Source organism: Kitasatospora sp. NPDC088351 (genome assembly GCF_040685575.1).
Classification (GTDB): Bacteria; Actinomycetota; Actinomycetes; order Streptomycetales; family Streptomycetaceae; genus Kitasatospora.
The window spans coordinates 132988-151479 of the sequence record NZ_JBFBIL010000013.1; the positions used below are offsets into that span (position 1 = coordinate 132988).

The 18492-nt window shown below is 71.2% G+C and carries 16 protein-coding genes and 1 tRNA gene; 3 read left to right on the forward strand and 14 right to left on the reverse strand.

Annotated features, from left to right (window positions below):
- Positions 1 to 462: 462 nt before the first annotated feature.
- The gene (locus AB0P06_RS13325) at positions 463 to 3432 is read left to right on the forward strand and encodes an AAA family ATPase (RefSeq protein ID WP_363607368.1); all 2970 of its coding nucleotides are present in this window, start codon (positions 463 to 465) and stop codon (positions 3430 to 3432) included.
- Between the two features lie 66 nt (positions 3433 to 3498).
- Here the strand turns inward: AB0P06_RS13325 and AB0P06_RS13330 are convergent, their stop codons facing one another.
- The 4 genes from AB0P06_RS13330 to AB0P06_RS13345 all read right to left on the reverse strand — a co-directional run bounded on the left by AB0P06_RS13330 (position 3499) and on the right by AB0P06_RS13345 (position 7456).
- The gene (locus AB0P06_RS13330; protein WP_363607369.1) at positions 3499 to 3927 is read right to left on the reverse strand and encodes a phage tail protein; all 429 of its coding nucleotides are present in this window, start codon (positions 3925 to 3927) and stop codon (positions 3499 to 3501) included.
- Between the two features lie 217 nt (positions 3928 to 4144).
- Positions 4145 to 4711, reverse strand: coding sequence for a hypothetical protein (locus AB0P06_RS13335; protein ID WP_363607370.1), 567 nt, complete (start codon positions 4709 to 4711; stop codon positions 4145 to 4147).
- Positions 4698 to 6353: a VWA domain-containing protein gene (locus tag AB0P06_RS13340; RefSeq protein ID WP_363607371.1), complete on the reverse strand. Its 1656-nt coding sequence runs from the start codon at positions 6351 to 6353 to the stop codon at positions 4698 to 4700. The genes AB0P06_RS13335 and AB0P06_RS13340 overlap by 14 nt, the downstream gene beginning before the upstream one ends.
- Before the next feature lie 14 nt (positions 6354 to 6367).
- Entirely contained in the window at positions 6368 to 7456 is a 1089-nt protein-coding gene (locus tag AB0P06_RS13345; RefSeq protein ID WP_363607372.1) for a hypothetical protein, read from the reverse strand.
- Positions 7457 to 7735: 279 nt separating this feature from the next.
- Between AB0P06_RS13345 and pyk the strand changes: the two genes are divergently transcribed.
- Positions 7736 to 9166 (forward strand): pyruvate kinase, encoded by a 1431-nt coding sequence (gene pyk / locus AB0P06_RS13350; protein ID WP_363607373.1) that lies wholly within the window; start codon positions 7736 to 7738, stop codon positions 9164 to 9166.
- 54 nt (positions 9167 to 9220) lie between these two features.
- Here pyk and AB0P06_RS13355 read toward each other — a convergent pair whose 3' ends face one another.
- Positions 9221 to 9463 carry a hypothetical protein gene (locus AB0P06_RS13355; RefSeq protein WP_363607374.1) on the reverse strand — a complete coding sequence of 81 codons (243 nt, stop codon included), beginning with the start codon at positions 9461 to 9463 and terminating at the stop codon, positions 9221 to 9223.
- 63 nt (positions 9464 to 9526) lie between these two features.
- Positions 9527 to 9599 (reverse strand) — tRNA-Leu (locus AB0P06_RS13360).
- Between the two features lie 142 nt (positions 9600 to 9741).
- On the opposite strand from AB0P06_RS13360, the gene AB0P06_RS13365 reads away from it, so the two are divergent.
- The gene (locus AB0P06_RS13365; protein ID WP_363607388.1) at positions 9742 to 10359 is read left to right on the forward strand and encodes a response regulator; all 618 of its coding nucleotides are present in this window, start codon (positions 9742 to 9744) and stop codon (positions 10357 to 10359) included.
- Positions 10360 to 10413: 54 nt separating this feature from the next.
- Here the strand turns inward: AB0P06_RS13365 and AB0P06_RS13370 are convergent, their stop codons facing one another.
- From AB0P06_RS13370 to AB0P06_RS13405, 8 genes are all read right to left on the reverse strand, one after another.
- Positions 10414 to 11130: an ABC transporter ATP-binding protein gene (locus tag AB0P06_RS13370; RefSeq protein ID WP_363607375.1), complete on the reverse strand. Its 717-nt coding sequence runs from the start codon at positions 11128 to 11130 to the stop codon at positions 10414 to 10416.
- Positions 11127 to 11969 (reverse strand): ABC transporter ATP-binding protein, encoded by an 843-nt coding sequence (locus tag AB0P06_RS13375; protein ID WP_363607389.1) that lies wholly within the window; start codon positions 11967 to 11969, stop codon positions 11127 to 11129. The genes AB0P06_RS13370 and AB0P06_RS13375 overlap by 4 nt, the downstream gene beginning before the upstream one ends.
- Positions 11970 to 11977: 8 nt before the next feature.
- The gene (locus AB0P06_RS13380) at positions 11978 to 13912 is read right to left on the reverse strand and encodes a branched-chain amino acid ABC transporter permease (protein ID WP_363607376.1); all 1935 of its coding nucleotides are present in this window, start codon (positions 13910 to 13912) and stop codon (positions 11978 to 11980) included.
- A 5-nt stretch (positions 13913 to 13917) separates the two neighbouring features.
- Positions 13918 to 14847, reverse strand: coding sequence for a branched-chain amino acid ABC transporter permease (locus AB0P06_RS13385; RefSeq protein ID WP_363607377.1), 930 nt, complete (start codon positions 14845 to 14847; stop codon positions 13918 to 13920).
- Between the two features lie 131 nt (positions 14848 to 14978).
- Positions 14979 to 16214: a branched-chain amino acid ABC transporter substrate-binding protein gene (locus AB0P06_RS13390; protein WP_363607378.1), complete on the reverse strand. Its 1236-nt coding sequence runs from the start codon at positions 16212 to 16214 to the stop codon at positions 14979 to 14981.
- Positions 16215 to 16931: 717 nt separating this feature from the next.
- On the reverse strand, positions 16932 to 17138 hold the full coding sequence (locus tag AB0P06_RS13395; protein WP_363607379.1) for a DUF397 domain-containing protein: 207 nt from the start codon (positions 17136 to 17138) through the stop codon (positions 16932 to 16934).
- A 41-nt stretch (positions 17139 to 17179) separates the two neighbouring features.
- A complete protein-coding gene (locus AB0P06_RS13400) occupies positions 17180 to 17383 on the reverse strand; it encodes a DUF397 domain-containing protein (RefSeq protein WP_363607380.1) in 204 nt (67 codons plus the stop codon).
- A complete protein-coding gene (locus AB0P06_RS13405) occupies positions 17376 to 18239 on the reverse strand; it encodes a helix-turn-helix transcriptional regulator (protein WP_363607381.1) in 864 nt (287 codons plus the stop codon). Before AB0P06_RS13405 ends, AB0P06_RS13400 begins: the two co-directional genes overlap by 8 nt.
- Positions 18240 to 18492 lie beyond the last annotated feature (253 nt).

Sequence of the window (18492 nt, forward strand, 5' to 3'; positions counted from 1 at the left end):
AGAGTCGGGCCCGCCACCGGGGTGGTCGGGCCTCCGCACTGGGGGGCGTGGCATGTATCCGACAGGTGGTGGGCCGTGCGGCGGTATGTGGCCGGGCTCGATGGTCGCCCGGTCAGGACCCCATGCTCCCCGCCCCAGGCGCCCCCCGGCCATCGTGGTGCCCCACGAGATCGGGCCGCCGCCGACCGCGGGACGGGCGCCGCGGCGGCGGCGTCGCGCCGGACGGACCGGGCCGACCCGCCCCGGTGCCGGAACGGACGGCCGCGCTCCGGGCCCCGGCGGGGGAGGGAGAGCCAACGGATCCGCCGCCGCCGACCGGGCGACGCTCACGAGCGGCCGGGATGCGACGAGAATCACACCCGTAACCGACACATTGACGAACCGTCAAGCCGCTTCCCGGCGTCTTAGCGATAAGTGCCCGATCGGTCACCCCAGGCGCGGGCCCGGGGGAAGGAACAGCAGATGAGTACCGTCAGCACGCGCGGGCGGCAGCCCGGTCGGTCCGCGCCCGCGACCCGTCAACTTGTCGAACGCCAAGCACAGTTGCAGCTGATCGCCGACCTCGCCGAACGCGCCAGGGCCGGCACCGGCAGCGTCCTGCGGCTCACCGGCGCCGCCGGCACCGGCCGCAGCGCCCTGCTCGGCGAGGCCGCCCGCCAGGAGGCCGCCCGCGGCAGCACCGTCCTGTGGGCCCGCTGCTCGGCCGACGAGTCGGCCACCGCCCACGCCGCCGCCCGCCAGCTGTTCGAGACCGGCCCCCACCCCTACCGGGCGCAGACCGCCCCGGCGGCGGCCTCCCGGGGGCCGGACACCGAGGCCGCCCTCTGGTCGCTGCTACGCCTGCACACCGCGCACAGCCCGCTGCTGCTGGCGATCGACGACATCCAGTTCGCCGACGAGCCCTCCCGGCGCTGGCTGCTCCAGGTCGGCCGGCGGATCGACCGCCTGCCCGTCCTGCTGCTGGTCACCGAACGCCGACAGCGCGGCCTCGGCGCGGTGCCCGCGCGGTTCGGCCACGGCCTGTCCCCCGAACTGGCCGAGACCTGCCGGCTCGAACCGCTCGGCACACCCGCCGCCGTCCGGCTGGCCGGCCACCGGCTCGGGCCCGCCGCACCCCCCGGACTCGCCGCCGACTGCGTCCGCGCCACCGGCGGCAACCCCCTGCTGCTCGGCGCCCTGCTCGACGACCTCGGCGAGCACCCCGGCGGACCCGGCCTCCCGGCGCTGCCCGCCAGCTGCGCCGGACTGCCCGGCGGAGCCTTCCCCGAGGCCGTCGAAGAGTGGCTGCGCGGCGGCGGCGACCGGGCCGTCACCGCCGCCCGGGCCCTCGCCCGGCTCCAGGAACACCCCGCCGCCCAGGCCCCGCGGCAACCGGCGACCGGCCACTGCGACCCCGCGTCGATGCTCGCCGAACTCGCCGGCACCGACCCCGAGCAGATCACCGGCTGGCTGGCCGAACTCACCGCCCAGGGACTGCTGGACACCCCCGGGCCCGGCCACTGGCCCCGGTTCGCGCACCCGCTCCTCGCCCACGCCGTCCTCGCCGGCAGCGGCCCCGACCACCGCGCCACGGTCCACCTCGCCGCCGCCGACTTCCTCCACCGCAACGGCGAACCCGACGAACTCGTCGCCGGGCACCTGCTGTTCACCCCGGCCCCGGCCCCCCGCTGGGCCGTCGACGCCCTGCGCCGCGCCGCCCGCTCGGCCGCGCGGGCCGACCGCCCCGCCGAGGCCGTCGCCCTGCTGCGCCGCGTCCTCGCCGAGCCGCTGGGCGAGCGCCGGCGCGGCCTCGTCCTCACCGAACTCGGCCGGCTGGAAGTCACCCTGGGCCGGGCCGAGCGCACCGCGGGCGTGCGGCACCTCGCCGAGGCCGTCCACCTCCAGCAGTCCGACGAGGGGGTCTTCCACACCGCCAACACGCTCGGGGCCGCGCTGGCCGCCCGCGGCGACACCCCCGCCGCGCTGGAGGTGATGGAGGAGCTGGCCGAGCGCTTCGCGGGCCACGAGGACCTGGTCCACGCCGTCCAGGGCGCCGCCGCGCTGATCGCCGCGCACGACGGCCAGAGCTGGCTCCAGGTGGTCGAGGGCCTGCGCCGGATCGCCGTCCGCTCCCCGCACCGCCTCGCCCCGCCCGCGTACGCGCTGCTCACCGAGTTCGACTCGACCAGCGGCGTGCTCTCCGCCGCCGAGGTGGCCGAGCGCGTCCGGGAGCTGGCCGACTGCCGGCTCGACCCGCTCGGCCGCTCGTACGTCCTGGTCTCCGCCGCCACCCTGGCCCAGTGGGCGGACCTGCTCCCCGAGGCGGAACGGCTGGTGGAGCGCGGCATGGCCGCCTACCCGTCGTCCTCCCTGGAGCCCGGCTACCAGTGCCTGCTGAGCGTCCACGCCGAACTGCTGGTGATGCGCGGCGAATACCAGGCCCTGCTGGACGAGTTCGCGCTCACCGCCCCCGTCCCACCGGCGGGGCAGGGCGGCGGGGGCGGTCACCCGGGCGGCAACGCGGGTGGCCGCGCGGACGGCGAGCCGTCCTGGTGGCACGGCCACCCGGCGGACACCGGGCCGGCCCCCGTCCGCTGCGCCGGGCTGTTCGGCAAGGAGAACGCCCACCTGGTCGCGCAGGCCGTCATCGCCCTCACCGAGACCGGGCGGCTCTGGCAGGCCCACGGGCTCGCCCGCGCCGTCGGCGAGGACCGGGTGCGCGGCTCCTGGGAGTGGAACGAGTTCCTGTACGCCCGCGGCCTGCTCCACCTCGCCTCCGGCGCCCCGGCCGACGCGCTCGCCGACCTCCTGGAGTGCGGGCGCCGACAGGACGAGCGGCAGGTCTGGAGCCCGATCGTCACCCCCTGGCGCTCCGCCGCCGCCGACTGCCACACGCTGCTCGGCGAGCCCGGCCCGGCCGTCGCCCTCGCCGAGGAGGAGCTGCGGCTCGCCCGGGTCTGGGGCACCCCGCGCACCGTCGGCCGGGCCCTGCGCGCCCTCGCCGCCGCCACCGGCGGCCGGCACGGGCTGGACCTCGCCGCCGAGTCGGTCGGACTCCTGCGCGGCGCCGAGGTGGAGACCGAGCTGATCCCCGCGCTGATCACCCACGGGCGGCTGCTCGGCGAGAGCGGCCGGCGCGGCGCCGCCCGCCGGACCCTCCGGGAGGCCGCCGGCCGGGCCGAACGGCTCGGCGCCCAGCGGCTGCGAGGGGTCGCGCTGGAGTTCCTGCGGGCCTCCGGCGCCCGGATCGCCCGGGGCGGGCAGGCCGGCACGGAGGCGCTCACCGACAGCGAGCTGCGGATCTGCCGACTGGCCGCGGCCGGGCACTCCAACGCGGAGATCGCCGGGATCCTGCATGTGGCGGTGCGCACGGTGGAGACGCATCTGACGAACAGCTTCCGCAAGCTGGGGGTGCGGCGGCGGGCCGAACTGGCCGGGGCCCTGGAGGGGTGAGCGGGCCGGGCGGTCGGCGGGCCGACGGGCGGCGGGCCCGGTGGTCGGCAGCCGGGGCCGACGGGCTCAGAGGAAGCCGTGGTGGGCCAGCTCGATGCTCTCGGTCGCGACCCCGGAGCGCCCCGGCTCGAAGGACGGGCCCGTCCAGCGGACCAGCACCGCCTCGCGCAGCGCCCACGTCGCCAGTACCGGCCCGGTGGCCAGGGCCGGCGTCAGCGCGGTGATCTGCGCCATTCCCCTGGTCACCCTGGTCGACAGGGTGGCCAGGAACCTCGCCACCTTGGCCGTGTCCGGCGTCAGCCCGCGCGACAGCGTCACATTCGGGTACGTGATCCGGGCCGGCTGCTGCCAGACGAAGGAGTCGTTGCCGTCCTCCTGACGCTGCTCGACCTCCACCTGGGCGCCGAGGCCGCTGCAGGTGGAGAAGTCGCCCAGATCGATGCCGCCGATCTGCAGCTGGAAATGGACGGCGGTACCGGAGTGGGGGAGGGTCACGGGCGGGCTCTCTCGGAGACAGGGGCGTGCGTCTTCGTCAGCGGCCGCGGCCCGCGCGCTCCGGGCCGAGCCGCTGCCGGGCAACAGCCTCCCCGCTGCCCCCCGCCCGCCGCCAGGGACCTCCGGACGCCGTCGTGGGCCGTCCCCGCTGCCCGATCGGGCAACCCGGACGGCCCACGACGGGCCGGCACAGCCAGGCACCGGCCCGGCCGACGGCTCAGTCGGCCAGCCCGGACGTCATCCGCTCGATCTCGCGGTCCAGCTCCGCCCCCGGATCGGGAGCGCCCGGCGTCCAGCGCTGCCAGGTCCGGGCCCGGAGGTAGCCGTCCACCGCCACCGGCAGCCGGTACCGGACGATCCGCTCCGCCTCCGGCCCCGGCGCCGCGGCCCGCAACTGCTCCAGCAGCTCGGGGAGCTTCGCCGAGTCCGGCAGCGGCACCCCGCGCAGCACCTCGGCCAGCGCGTCCACCTCCGCCGCCAGCGCGGGCACGGAGGACGGCGGGACGACCCGCTCCAGGGGACCGGGACCGGCCGACTCCTCGACCCCGCCCCGGCCCGCACCCCGGCCCGCGTCCAGGCCCTCGGCACGGCGGCCCCCCGGCGTCAGCAGCGCGCCCGCGCCGTACAGCGCGACCACCACCCCCGGCCACCACGAACCGCCCAGCCCGGCGAAGTGCAGCCCCAGCCCGCCCGCACCGGCCGCGCAGCCGACCAGATTGCGGGTGGACTCCAGATACCCCAGCACCCGCCGGCCGCCCGAACCGCCACCGCTACTGGTAGCCACGGATCTCCTCGAACGCCCCGTCCAGCGAACCCGTGCCGTCGAACAGCTTGCCGCCGGTCTGATCCGCGATCCCCTGCAACTGGCTCTTCGCCGCGTCCCCGAACAGGATCGGGAACACCGGCACCGCCTTCTGCGCCGAGGACAGCTCCTGATGGAACTTCCTGAAGTCGCCGTCCGTGGCGCCCTCGTTGCTCTCCCCGTCCGTCATCAGCACGATCGACGTGAACCGGTCGTCCGCGGCCGCCGCCTGCTGCCGCTCGATCACCCGGTACGCCTCCTCCAGCGAGCTGTAGACCGCCGTCCCGCCGTCCGCCGACAGCGCCTGCACATCCGCGTTGATCGCCGCCAGCTCGGCCTGCGGGCCCGGCTGGGTACCCGTCGCCGGCACCGCGTGCGTCTTCGCGTACTTCACCTTGGACGCGAACGAGATCAGCGTGACCTCCTCCCGGTCCCGGAACCGCCGCACCGACCGGGTGTCGTCCGCCCCCGTCAGCCGCCCCAGCGCCGCCTTCAGCGCGGCCAGCCGGTCACCCGCCATCGAACCCGAGGTGTCCAGCACGTACACCGTCCGGGACGGGCGGCGCAGCTCGTTCTGGTACGAGGCCAACAGCCCGTCCGCGACCACCTTGCTGCCCGGGAACGGAAGTTCACGCCGCCGGTCCGAGGGCAGCGACGGCGCCGCCGCCGCACCCGGCGTCACCGGACGGCGCAGCGTCAGCTCCGAGATCCGGCGCTGCACGTCCTCCTTCAGCAGATACGAGGTGAGCCGCTTGAACGAATCCCGCTCACCCTGCGCGGCCGAACCCAGCAACGACAGCGGATAGTCCGCCGACACCACCCCGTCCAGCGGCCGCACCACCGTCAACTGCTGCTCCGGGGCGAGCGACTTGTTCAACGACAGCAGCACCGACTCGTAGTTGACCAGCGCCCCGACCCGGCCCGGCTCCGCCCGGCCGTACGCCTGCGCCAGCCAGCCCGAGGACCCGGAGGTGAGCTTCTGCCCGGTGAAGAACTGCTTCAGCGACGGCGTCGCCTTCCGCACATCCGCCTCGGTCAGCGCGGAGCCGGCGCCCGAGAACGCCGACGCCACCGCCACCAGCGCCGAGAAACCCGAGTTCGAACGGGACGGATCGGCCATCCCGTACGACAACTTGCCCGCCGAGGCCGCGTCCCCGAGCTGCGCCCAGGTGACCTTCGAACCGTCGCCCCAGCCCAACTCGCCCAGCACCGAGGCGCGCACGCCCACCGCCACCGGCGAGGCCATCACCGGGGTCTCGGAGAGCAGCTTGGACCTCCCGCCGTCGTCGAGCCGCAGATAGTGGTTGGACGGGAACCAGACCGCGTCGTACTTGCCGTCCGCCCGGCCGGAGGAGACGGTGTCCGCACCGTCCAGCGAACCGGTCCAGGAGAACTGGACGGTCACCCCGGTGGCCTTCCGCGCCTCCTCCAGCACCGGTGCCATGTCCTGGAGTTCACTGCCGGCCAGGATCCGCAGCACCCCCGCCTTCGCGGTCGGCGCGGGCGGGTCGCTCGGCCGGGGGCTCGGCGGGCCGTCCCCGCCGGACGTGCACGCCGTCACCAGCAGCAGCGTCAGCCCCGCCGCGAGCAGTTGCCCGGAACCCTTCCAACCCCTGTGCTTCATCAGGCTCTTCACCCTCACTTCCCCTTGGCCGCGTCGGTCAGCATGGTCAGCACCTCGGACGACGGCACCGGGGCCTGCTTCAGCTTCGCCGCCGCGAGATCGGGGGCGAAGGTCGGGTTCGTCCTGCCCTTCACCGCCGTGGCGAACGCGGCCGGGTCGGCCTGCGGACGGAAGCCGTACCGGGCCTCCAGCTCACGCAGCCGGGCGTTGTCGCGCAGCAGGTTGGCCAGCTTCCGCCCGCCCTCGGTGCGCCCGACGATGGTGTGGTCGGAGGAGACGGTGGTGTCCGGGTACAGCACCACCATGTCGCCCGTCGGCGTCCCCTTCACGGCCAGCTCGGCCGCCTGGGACTCGTAGGCGAGCACCAGCGGGTTGCCGAAGCCGGAGACGAAGTCCTTGAACGGCTCGTCACTGCTGCTCTTCTGGTCGCCCTGCATGGTGGTCACCGTGCGCAGCACGTCCTTGGTGGCGGCCACCCCGGCCGGGTCCGACACCACCTGGTGGTTGTTCTGAAGGTAGGAGAGGACCGCGAGGTACAGCGCCCCCGAGGAGGACGAGGCGGGGTCGGTGGTGGTCAGGTAGACGGACCCGGAGAGCTCCGGATGCGCGTCCGCCCCCTTCAGCTCCTGCCACTTGCGCCCGGCCTTGACCGCGTCGAGATAGGCGTCCATCTTGAACGTCCACACCCTGGTGGCCGGGTCCATGCTGGCCAGCCCGTTCTGCGCCAGGACCTCCGCCACCGGCCCGTGGGCCAGGATCACCAGGGGTGAGTAGAACGGGCGCACCGGCGCGTCCTTGATCGTCAGCTGGTTCCGGAGTGCCTCGGCCGCCGAGATGCTGGCCGGGAAGGCGAAGTCCATCGTGTTGAGCTTGACCTCTCCCATCAGCCATGAACCGGTGGTCTCGGTGTTCACCTTGAGGCCCTGCTTGGCCAACTCGGCGATCACGTCGGGATCCTGGAAGAAGGCACGCTTCTCCGACCCGATCACGCCGGTGACCGTGACGGCCCCGTCGGCCGGGTCGGAGTCGGACGGCTTCAGCAGCGCATACGCCACCCCGCCGAGCAGCAGCAGTGCCGCGAGCACCCCGAATGCACGCTTCATACCGAACGTTTCCCCCTCGTCCGATCCGTCACCCGGGTGTCCACCCGGGTGACGAGCGTCCCGCCGGGCCGCGAGCGGCGGTCGAAGTCACGATGAACCGGAGGTGAACACCCCTTCACGGAATCGCATCGACGGAGGGTTCGCCGGCCGTGACGCCACCCCGGGTCGCACACCGGTCCGAGGATGTGTCAGATTGTTCAACTCACCTTCCGGCAAAGGTCATCCCGCTGACCGGACGAACGTCGTTGTTACGCGCGGGTAATGCCTACCCTCAGCAGTATGCGCCGAGCAAAAATCGTCTGTACTCTCGGGCCCGCCACCGACTCGTACGACCAGATCAAGTCCCTGGTCGACGCCGGGATGGACATCGCCCGATTCAATCTGAGCCACGGCTCCCACGCTGAGCACGAGGAGCGGTACCACCGGGTCCGCAAGGCCGCCGACGAGACGGGCCGCAGTGTCGGCGTGCTCGTCGACCTTCAAGGCCCGAAGATCCGGCTCGACACCTTCGCGGACGGGCCCGTACTTCTCGAACGCGGCGACGAGTTCACCATCTCCACCGACAACGGCGTCGTGGGGGACAAGGACATCTGCGGCACCACCTATCCGGGCCTCGCCGCGGACGTGTCGCGCGGTGAGCGGATCCTCGTCGACGACGGCCGGGTCACCCTGGAGGTCACCCACGTCGACGGGCCGCGCGTCCACTGCATCGTCATCGAGGGCGGCCTGGTCTCCGACCACAAGGGCCTCAACCTCCCCGGCGTCGCCGTCTCCGTACCCGCGCTCAGCGACAAGGACGTCGCCGACCTGCGCTGGGGCCTGCGGGCCGGTGCCGACCTGATCGCGCTCTCCTTCGTCCGCAGCGGCCGCGACATCGAGGACGTCCACCGGGTGATGGCGGAGGAGGGGCGCTTCGTCCCGGTCATCGCCAAGGTGGAGAAGCCGCAGGCGGTCGAGAACCTGGAATCCATCGTGGACGCCTTCGACGGCATCATGGTGGCCCGCGGCGACCTGGGCGTGGAGATGCCCCTCGAACAGGTCCCGATGGTTCAGAAACGCGCCGTCAAGCTGGCCCGGCGCAACGCCAAGCCGGTCATCGTCGCCACCCAGATGCTCGACTCGATGATCAACACCTCCCGCCCCACCCGGGCCGAGGCCTCCGACGTCGCCAACGCCGTCCTCGACGGCACCGACGCGGTGATGCTCTCGGGTGAGACCTCGGTCGGCAAGTTCCCGGTCGAGACGGTCAAGACCATGGGCCGGATCATCGAGGCCGCCGAACAGGACGTCCTCGCCGTCGGCCTCCCCCCGCTCACCGCGGGCAGCAAGCCCCGCACCCAGGGCGGCGCGGTGGCCCGCGCGGCGGCCGAGATCGGCGACTTCCTGGGCGCCAAGTACCTCGTCGCCTTCACCCAGTCCGGCGACACCGCCCGCCGTCTCACCCGCTACCGCTCGCCCATCCCCGTCCTCGCCTTCACCTACGAACCCGCCGTCCGCAGCCAACTCGCCCTCACCTGGGGCGTGGAGACCTTCCTCGGCCCGTTCGCCCCCACCACCGACGAGATGGTCGAGCAGGTCGACGCGGCCCTCCTCTCCCTGGGCCGCTGCCAGAAGGGCGACATCGTCGTCATCACGGCCGGCTCCCCGCCCGGCCTCACCGGCTCCACCAACCTCGTCCGCGTCCACCACGTGGGGACGCTGGACACCTGACCGCCCCTGACGCCGGCGCGGCCTCCCTCCCCCGGGGGTGGGGCCGCGCCCCCGTCAGTACTTGGGCCCGATGCGGGCGTCCATGAGGGCGACGCAGGGCTTGCGGGCGACGGAGACGTTGACGGCGCCACCGGGACGGGCGACGGCCTTCCACCGCACGCCGACGGCGGTGATCGCCCGTGAGCATTTCTCGATGAGCCCGGGCCGCGCGTCGCCGCAGGCGATGCGGAGGGCGTGGACGTGGCGGCGGCCTTGAGTTGCCGCGCTCGACGATAAAAGAGACGTGCGAATCTTCATTCGAAATGGCGAAGATCGCCAACCGTCAGGCCGCCCTGGGCCGCCTTTGAATTAAAGGAAAAGTACCCCGAGTGGGATTCGAACCCACGCTGGATGGTGTTTGAGACCATTGCCTCTTCCGCTGGGCTACCGGGGCGCCCACAGATTCGAAGGTTGCCCCCGACCCTGCTTGAGTTCAAACATACCGTGTCTAGGTACCCTCGTGCATGCAGTACCCCGCCGGAACGAGGAGCCCCGTGAGCACCGCCGACGAGCAGCCCGAGCCGCTTGAGACCGAAATGCCCCAGATCACCCGAATTGTGATCGCCGAGGACGAGGCGCTGATCCGCCTCGACCTGAAGGAGATGCTCGAAGAGGAGGGGTACACCGTCGTCGGCGAGGCCGGTGACGGCGAGACGGCGTTCCGGCTGGTCGAGGAGCTCCGCCCGGATCTGGCGATCCTGGACGTGAAGATGCCCGTGCTGGACGGCCTCTCGGCGGCCGAGCGGATCCACGAGGCGCACCTGGCGCCGGTCCTCATGCTGACGGCGTTCTCGCAGCGGGAGCTGGTGGACCGGGCGCGGGACGCGGGCGCGATGGCGTACATCGTGAAGCCGTTCAGCAAGAGCGACCTGGTGCCCGCGATCGAGATGGCCGTCTCCCGGTACACCGAGATGCGGACGCTGGAGGAGGAGATCGCGGATCTCACCCAGCGGCTGGAGACCCGGAAGCTGGTGGACCGGGCGAAGAGCGTGCTGCAGACGAAGTTCGGCCTGAACGAGCCGGCCGCGTTCCGGTGGATCCAGAAGACCTCGATGGACCGCCGGATGACGATGGCGGCGGTCGCCGAGGCCGTGATCGAGGAGGGCGAGGCCCAGGACAAGAAGAAGGCCGAGGAGGCCGGGTCCGAGGGCTGAGACAGGTCCAGGGCCCGGCAGGTACGCCTGCCGGGCCCTGGCGCGTCGTGGTGCTCAGTCCTCGCCGAGGTAGGCCTTCCGCACGGACTCGTCGTGCAGCAGGTCCGCCCCCGTGCCCTTGAGGACGATCCGGCCGGTCTCCATCACATAGCCGTGGTCGGAGAGCGAGAGCGCCGCCTGGGCGTTCTGTTCGACCAGCAGGATGGTGGTGCCGGAGGCCTTCAGCTCCACGATCGTCGCCATGATCTTCTGCATCATCAGCGGCGAGAGGCCCATCGACGGCTCGTCCAGCATCAGCAGTTTGGGCCGGGACATCAGCGCCCGCCCCATGGCGAGCATCTGCTGTTCGCCGCCGGAGAGCGTGCCCGCGGCCTGCCCGCGCCGTTCGCCGAGGATGGGGAAGAGGCCGTAGGCGCGTTCGACGTCGGCCGTGATGCCGGCGGTGTCGCTGCGCAGGAAGGCGCCGAGGAGGAGGTTCTCCTCGATGGTCATGCGGGGGAAGATGTGCCGGCCTTCGGGGGAGTGGGCGAGGCCGAGGGCGACGATCTTGTGGGCGGGGACGGCGGTGAGGTCCTGCCCGTCGAAGGTGATCGTCCCGCCGGTGGGCTTGAGCAGCCCGGACAGGGTGCGCAGGGTGGTGGTCTTGCCGGCGCCGTTGGTGCCGATCAGGGTGGTGACCTCGCCCTGGTTGACGGTGAAGCTGATGCCCTTGACGGCTTCGATCTTGCCGTAGGCGACGCGGAGGTCCTGGACCTCGAGGAGTGCGGTCACTGGTCGGTCTCCGTAGCGGCGGTGGTGCCTTCGAGCGGGGCGCCGAGGTAGGCGGTGATGACGCGTTCGTCGCTCTGGACGGTCTCGCGGTCGCCCTCGACGATCTTCTGCCCCTGGACGAGTACGGCGGTGCGGTCGCAGAGGTTGAAGATGAACCGCATGTCGTGCTCGATGACGAGGACGGAGACGCCCTGGTCGCGGATGGCGAAGACGAGTTCCTCGGCGGCCCGGGTCTCCTGCGGGTTCATGCCGGCGGTCGGCTCGTCGAGCAGCAGCAGCCCGGGGTCGGAGGCGAGGGCCCGGGCGATCTCCAGCTTCCGCTGCTCGCCGTAGGGGAGGTTGCGGGCGAGGTGTTCGGCCTTGTCGGCCAGCCCGGTGAACTCCAGCAGCTCCATGGCCCGGGCCCGGCTCTCGGCCTCGGCGCGGTGGTAGCCGGGGCCGCGCAGGATGGCGGAGAAGAGGCCCTCGCGGGTCCTGGTGTGCCGGCCGACCAGGACGTTCTCCAGGACGGTCATGTTGGCGAAGAGCCGGATGTTCTGGAAGGTGCGGGCGATGCCCGCCTGGGTGACCAGGTGGGGTTTGGGCGGGAGCACGGTGCCCCGGTACGCGACCCGGCCCTCGGTGGGGACGTAGAGGCCGGTGAGGCAGTTGAAGAAGGTGGTCTTGCCGGCGCCGTTGGGGCCGATGAGGCCGATGATCTCGCCTTCGCCGACGGTGAGGGAGACGTTGTTGACGGCGGTGAGGCCGCCGAAGCGCATGGTGACGCCGGAGACCTCCAGCAGCGGCTTGGCGGGGGCGGCCGGAGTACCGGCCGCGGCGGGGGCGTCGGTGGTGGTCATCTGGCTGGTCACGCCCCTGCCTTGGTGAGTGCGACCGCGTCGCCGGACGCCTGCGCCGGGATGTCGGCCTCGTGGAACTCCAGCTGCCGCCGCCGGTTGGGGATGAGGCCCTCGGGGCGGACCCGCATCAGCACGATGAGCGCGATGCCGAAGGCGAGCAGCTGGTAGTTGGAGAGGAATTCGAGCTTCTTGGGGATGAGGAAGAGCAGGGTGGCGCCGGCCAGCGGGCCGCTGATGGTGCCCATGCCGCCGAGGATGACGGCGGCGAGCAGGAAGGCGGAGTTCGGCGGCAGGGCTTCGGCGAAGGTGTACTGATCGGGGGTGACGGTGTAGCTGACGTGGGCCTGGACGGTGCCGGCGAGGCCGGCCAGGCAGGCGCCGAGGGCGAAGGCGAGCAGCTTGAGCCGGAAGCCGTTGATGCCCATGGCCTCGGCGGCGGTCTCGTCCTCGCGGATGGCGACCCAGGCGCGGCCGATCCGGGAGTTGCCGACCCGGGCGAAGACGAGCACGACGAAGGCGGTGACCAGCAGCATCAGCAGGTAGTAGTTGGAGAACCGGCCGAGTTCGACGCCGGCGACGGTGTGCGGCTTGCCCAGGTCGAAGCCGAAGATCTCCAGGTCGGGGATGCGCGGGATGCCGTTGGAGCCGTTGGTGACCTTGGGTCCGGTGGTGCCGTTGAGGTTGAGCATGGTGATGCGGAAGATCTCGCCGAAGCCGAGGGTGACGATGGCGAGGTAGTCGCCGCGCAGCCGCAGGGTGGGGGCGCCGATGAGGACGCCGAAGACCATGGAGACGGCGGCGCCGGTCAGCATGGCGGCCCAGAACGGGAACTGGACGTGGATCGGCGAGGCGGGGGAGCCGGAGACCAGGGCGGCGGCGTAGGCGCCGACGCCGAGGAAGGCGACGTACCCGAGGTCGAGCAGGCCGGCCAGGCCGACGACGATGTTCAGGCCGAGGGCGACGGTGGCGAAGATCAGGATGTTGGCGGCGACGGAGGTGTACTGGTCGCTGGTCTGGGTGAACGGGAAGCCGGCGGCGGCGGCGAAGGCGGCGCCGGTGGTGACCGGGCGGTGCTTGACGGTGAGCGCGCGCAGCCGGGCCAGCAGGCCGGCCTTGCCGAGCGCGGCGACCACGCCGGCGGCCAGCAGCAGGTAGCCGGTGAACAGTTCGCCGTACTCGGTGTCGATGCCGAAGGTGATCGCGAACAGGCCGACCGCGAAGGCGGCGACGATGAGCAGCACCTCGGCCCAGGAGGGGAGTTCACGGGCGGCGGGGAGCGGGCGCCGGACGGTGCCCGGGCGCAGCCAGGTGTGGGCGAGGTGGCCGAGCTGGATGAGGACGACGAGACCGGCGGCGATCAGCAGGGCGCCGGCGAGGGCGGTGAGGACGGGGGCGACCGGCTTGTCGCCGGGGACGGCGTGGGCGCCGAACCAGGCGATCGGGGCGGCGGGGACGAGCAGGAAGAGCCTGCGGTCGAGGAGGCGCAGCGGTACCCGGTCGCGCCGGTCGAGGGGGAGGGCGAGGCTGCCGGCGAGGGCGAGCAGGGAGCCGAGGGCGGCGACCCAGCCGCCGGGGTCGAGGTTGGCGAGGCCGCCGAGGTGGGCCGCGATGGCGATGACGGAGAACCAGCTGACGGCGAAGGCGCCGACGGCGGCGAGCAGGACGGCATTGTGGCTGCGGGCGGGGGCGGCCCAGCGCAGGCCGGGGGTGCCGTGGGTGGCGAGCAGCAGGGTGAGGGTGAGCAGGCCGCCGGTGAGGGCGAGCCATTGGAGGCCGGCGGGGGAGCCGTAGTAGGTGAGGTCGCCGGGGAAGTCGGAGGTCCAGGTCCAGGACATCAGGGCGGAGGCGGCGGTGGTGGTGGCGCCGAGGCCGGTGAGGAGGGCGGCGGCGCGGGCGGGGAGCGGGATGACCGGGGTGGTCTCGGTGCCCGGGGTGGTGGTCATGGTGGTCACGCCCTGTCCGCGACGCGCTCGCCGAGCAGGCCCTGGGGTCGGACGAGCAGGACGACGATGAGGAGTACGAAGGCCCAGACGTCCTTCCAGGCGCCGCCTCCGAAGAGGTGCATGCCGGGGAGGTGCTGGATGTAGCCGGTGGCGAGGCTTTCGGCGAGGCCGAGGGCGAGGCCGCCGAGCATGGCGCCGTAGATGTTGCCGATGCCGCCGAGGACGGCGGCGGTGAAGGCCTTGAGGCCGAGGATGAAGCCCATTCGGAAGTCGACCTGGCCGCTGCGCAGTCCGTAGGCGACGGCGGCGACGGCGGCGAAGGCGGCGCCGATGGCGAAGGCCATGACGATGATCCGGTCGGTGTCGATGCCCATGAGCTTGGCGGTGTCGGGGTCCTGGCTGGTGGCCTGCATGGCGCGGCCGGAGCGGGTGCGGGTGACGAACCAGCCGAGGGCGAGCATGCAGAGCGGGGCGGCGATGATCAGGAAGATGTCGCTGCGCTGGATGGTGACGGAGCCGAGTTCGAAGGGGTCGCCGGGGATCTTGGGGAAGACCCGGGCCTTCTTGGCGTCGGGGTAGAAGGAGAAGACGAGTTGCTGGAGGACGATCGACAGGCCGATCGCGGTGATCAGCGGGGCGAGTCGGGGTGCGGTGCGCAGCGGCCGGTAGGCGAAGCGCTCGGCGGCGACGGCGGTGAGCGTGGAGACCAGGATGCCGGTGAGCAGCATCAGCGGTAGGGCCAGCCAGAGTGTGGTGCCGCCGGGGAGGGCGAGGTAGGCGGTCAGGGCGCCGAAGCCGCCGACCATGACGATCTCGCCGTGGGCGAAGTTGATGAGCTGGACGATGCCGTAGACCATCGTGTAGCCGATCGCGACGAGCCCGTAGAGGGCGCCGAGGATCAGGCCGTTGGCCAGCTGTTGCGGTAGATCGTGCACCGCTGGGCCTCCGTTGTGCGTGTCGCGTGGGTCCGCGTGGGTGGTGGGATGTGGGTGCGCGCGGGGGCACTGGTGGTGCCCCCGCGCGGGTTGTTCCTGTGTGTGGTGGGCGGCTTGACGGTTGGTCAGGCTCAGCCGTTGAAGGTGCCGGACTTCTCCACGGCCCACTTGCCGTCCTTGACGGTGTAGACGGTGAGCTGCTTGTTGGTGGTGTCGCCGAACTCGTCGAAGGAGACCTTGCCGGTGACGCCGTCGAAGGTGACCTTCTGGACGGCTTCGACGACCTTGGCGCGGGGGTTGGCGGGGAGCTTGCCGCCGTTGGCGGTCACGACGTTCTTGACGCCCTGGATGATGGCCCAGCTGCTGTCGTAGGCGTAGCCGCCGTAGGTCTCGTAGGCGTCCTTGTAGCCGGCGGCCTTGTAGTCGGCGATGAACTTGGCGGCGGTGGGGAGCTGGTCGACGGGGAGGCCGACGGCGGTGGCGTAGTCGCCCTGGCTCTTGGGGTTGAGCTTGATGAAGTCGCCGCTCTGGATGCCGTCGCCGCCCATCAGGGGGATGTTGACGCCGGCTTCCTTGAGCTGGAGGGAGAGGGGGCCGGCGGCGGGGTATTCGCCGCCGTAGTAGACGGCTTCGGCGCCGGAGCTCTTGACCTTGGTGGCGATGGCGGAGAAGTCGCGGTCGTCGGGGTTGACGTGCTCCTCGCCGACGATGGTGCCCTTGAGCTTGGTGAATTCGCCCTTGAAGGTGGCGGCGAGGCCGGCGCCGTAGGTCTTCTGGTCGTCGATGAGGAAGACCTTGGTCTTCTTGGCGTCGTTGACCAGGAACTGGGCGGCGAAGGGGCCCTGGACGGCGTCGGTGGTGGCGGTGCGGAAGTAGGACTTGAAGGGGCGGACCTTCGTGCCGGTGGCCCAGTTCTCGCCCTGGCTGAGGGCGACGCCGGTGTTGGCGGGGGAGACCTCGACCAGGTTGGCGTCGTTGAAGATCTGCTGCATCGACTGGGCGACGCTGGAGTTGAGCGGTCCGACGACGCCGACGACGCTCTTGTCGGCGACCAGCTGGGTGGCGTTCTGCTGGCCGGGGCCGGGCTTGCCGGTGTCGTCGAGGGCCTTGATCTGGAACGTGACGCCGGGGACTTCGTTCTTCTCGTTGGCCTGCTTGACGGCGAGTTCGGCGGAGTTCCTGATGCCGAGGCCGAGGGCGGAGAGGTCGCCGGTGAGCGGGGCGTCGATGCCGATGGTGACGGTGGTGGTGGCCCCGCCGGTGTTGTTGCCGTCACCGGACTTCTTATCGTCGCGGGAGCCGCAGGCGCTGAGGCTGAGAGCGCCGATCACGGCAATGCTCACGACAACTGCTGAACGATGACGCACGAGGGTCCCCTTCGGTTCAGGAAGGCGCCGCGCCTGAGTGGCGGGAGCCGGGGTGCGCGATGGGCCTGGCCCAATCCGGTGGCGCGGTGACTGGCCGTGACTCTAGATGCCTCTGGGCTACTCGGGCAGTGATGTGGCGAGGCTGTGATTCTCTTGTTATGAGCACACAGAGCAGCTGTCTCATTATGTGGTCGTTCTGGCTCGATCGACCCGGAACTGCCGGGGATCTACTCGACAGTAGCCGACTGTAAGGCCCAGAAATGCTTGTGACTACTGGCTTGTTCGATAATCGGACATGCCTGTCCGCCGCACTGGCGCCGAACGTAGGTGTCCGGATATCGGACAGTGGAGGGGCTGGAGAGGGGCTCCGAGGTGGCCGAGAGGCCCTGGAGCCGCCGAATGCTTGGATTTCCTACTTGTTACGTACTGTTACATCTTTGCAAGTGTGTGAACATGTCACCGCCCCCTTGTCTGTTCCAACGCCTGCCCAGGGCAGATGGAGGTCAAACAAGGGGGCGGACAAGGGATGTGACGATCAGTCGGAACCGGAAGCCCCGCGCTCGCGGCGAACGGCATCTTCTGCTGCGCCTGCGGCCTCCGCTGCTCCCCGAGGTGCCGTGACCGGCCGCCGCTCGACATTCCGGACGGCGCTGCGGGCCGACGCCTGCTGCCTGATGCATGGCGGCCCTCGCCCGGGTGAGCGAGGGCCGCCATGGGCTATCGGGCGGTGGAGTTGGCGTGGTGGTCGAACTCGCCGGCCTTGGCGCCCTGGAGGAACGCGGCGAACTTGGTCGGGGTGGTGCGGACGATGATGCCGTCGGTGTCGGACTCGCGGAGTTCGACCAGCCCGTTGGCGGTACGTACCTCGATGCACTCGTCGTTCGAGGCGCAGTAGCTGGACTTCTGCCAGTTGGTGTTGGACATTTCAGCCCCGGGTCGTGAGGTGTGTTGCTGGTCGGTCTGGGTCAGGTGGTGGGGCTGGCGTGGTGGTCGAACTCGCCGGCCTTGGCGCCTTGGAGGAACGTGGTGAACTTGACGGGGGTGGTGCGGACGATGATGTCACCGCTGTCCGACTCGCGGAGTTCGACCAGCCCGTTGACGGTACGCACCTCGACGCACTCGTTGGATGCTCCGCTGTAGCTGGATTTCTGCCACTCAGACCTACTCATACTTGCCCTTCATTTCATCCCTGACGGATCGAACGAACTTTCGCGACTCATCATCCGGCAGCGCGAGGGCGTTCAGACTCGCGAAGGTTGCCCGGTGGCTGGCGAGGTCTGCCGGAGAATCGAAGAACAGTACGCCCTGTGCGGTGTCCATCTGAAGCGTGGCGAGCTCTGGCACTGCTCCTTCGGCGAACATGATGTTCTCGCCCGCGCCGGGGAAGGTATCCATGTCGAACGGCACCACCCGCACCGAGATCTCTTGCTTTTCGGAGTCTTCGATGAGGGCATCGAGCTGGTCTGCGAGTACTTTAGGCCCGCCGAATTGCATCCGCAGGGCGGCCTCGTGAATGAAGGAGACGTAGGGCTTTCTGCCGGAGTGGATGACGTGCTGGCGCTGCACACGGAACGCAGTTCTGACATCGATGTCGTGACGAGGTAGCGGCGGTGTGATTCGTGTGAACACCGCAGAGGCGTAGGCGCTGGTCTGCTGGAGCCCGGGCATGTAGGTGGTGGCCCAGGTGTAGAGCTTGTGAGCGTGGGCCTCCATCTCCGCCACCTCAAGGAAGTCAGTTGGCAGGACTCCTCGATGCTCCTCCCACCAGCCCTTCCCTCGTATCGCGATGATGTCGGCGAGCGCGTCGATAAGAGGCTGATTGACGCACTTACATGCTGCGGCGATCGTCCGCAGACGCTCCACGCTGACGCCGGTCTTCCCGTTCTCCATCTGAGTCACCTGGGCAGGGGTCACGCCGAGCATGCGGGCGAGGTGGCTGCCGCCGAAGCCGGCTTGCTCTCGCATTCTTCGCAGTTCGGCGCCGAGGCGGCGTTGACGAAGGGTGGGGTTGGGACGAAGGGCCATGGCGTCCTCTCTGAGGGTGCTGAGGTCAGTGTGCCGCGCTGCTTGCGAATGGGTCCATTTGGGTGCCGGGGTGTCGCCTCGTGCGACCAGCGTCCCACTTGAGAGGGAACCTTCTCGCAGCGGGCTTAAATTTAAGTGACCGTGCGCTATGGTCGTCATCACAGTCGGTCCGACGGATCGTCAGTAACGCCTGTTTCCCGGGCAGTAGGCGCCTGCTGCCCCCGCACCGCAGAGCAGCCATGCGTGGCGTCAC

Excerpts from the sequence above, each read along its gene's own strand:
- AB0P06_RS13325 (WP_363607368.1), top strand. The coding sequence starts at position 463 with ATGAGTACCGTCAGCACGCGCGGGCGGCAGCCCGGTCGGTCCGCGCCC.
- AB0P06_RS13340 (WP_363607371.1), bottom strand. The coding sequence starts at position 6,353 with ATGAAGCACAGGGGTTGGAAGGGTTCCGGGCAACTGCTCGCGGCGGGG.
- AB0P06_RS13345 (WP_363607372.1), bottom strand. The coding sequence starts at position 7,456 with ATGAAGCGTGCATTCGGGGTGCTCGCGGCACTGCTGCTGCTCGGCGGG.
- pyk (WP_363607373.1), top strand. The coding sequence starts at position 7,736 with ATGCGCCGAGCAAAAATCGTCTGTACTCTCGGGCCCGCCACCGACTCG.
- AB0P06_RS13355 (WP_363607374.1), bottom strand. The coding sequence starts at position 9,463 with ATGAAGATTCGCACGTCTCTTTTATCGTCGAGCGCGGCAACTCAAGGC.
- AB0P06_RS13365 (WP_363607388.1), top strand. The coding sequence starts at position 9,742 with ATGCCCCAGATCACCCGAATTGTGATCGCCGAGGACGAGGCGCTGATC.
- AB0P06_RS13375 (WP_363607389.1), bottom strand. The coding sequence starts at position 11,969 with ATGACCACCACCGACGCCCCCGCCGCGGCCGGTACTCCGGCCGCCCCC.
- AB0P06_RS13380 (WP_363607376.1), bottom strand. The coding sequence starts at position 13,912 with ATGACCACCACCCCGGGCACCGAGACCACCCCGGTCATCCCGCTCCCC.
- AB0P06_RS13395 (WP_363607379.1), bottom strand. The coding sequence starts at position 17,138 with ATGTCCAACACCAACTGGCAGAAGTCCAGCTACTGCGCCTCGAACGAC.
- AB0P06_RS13400 (WP_363607380.1), bottom strand. The coding sequence starts at position 17,383 with ATGAGTAGGTCTGAGTGGCAGAAATCCAGCTACAGCGGAGCATCCAAC.
- AB0P06_RS13405 (WP_363607381.1), bottom strand. The coding sequence starts at position 18,239 with ATGGCCCTTCGTCCCAACCCCACCCTTCGTCAACGCCGCCTCGGCGCC.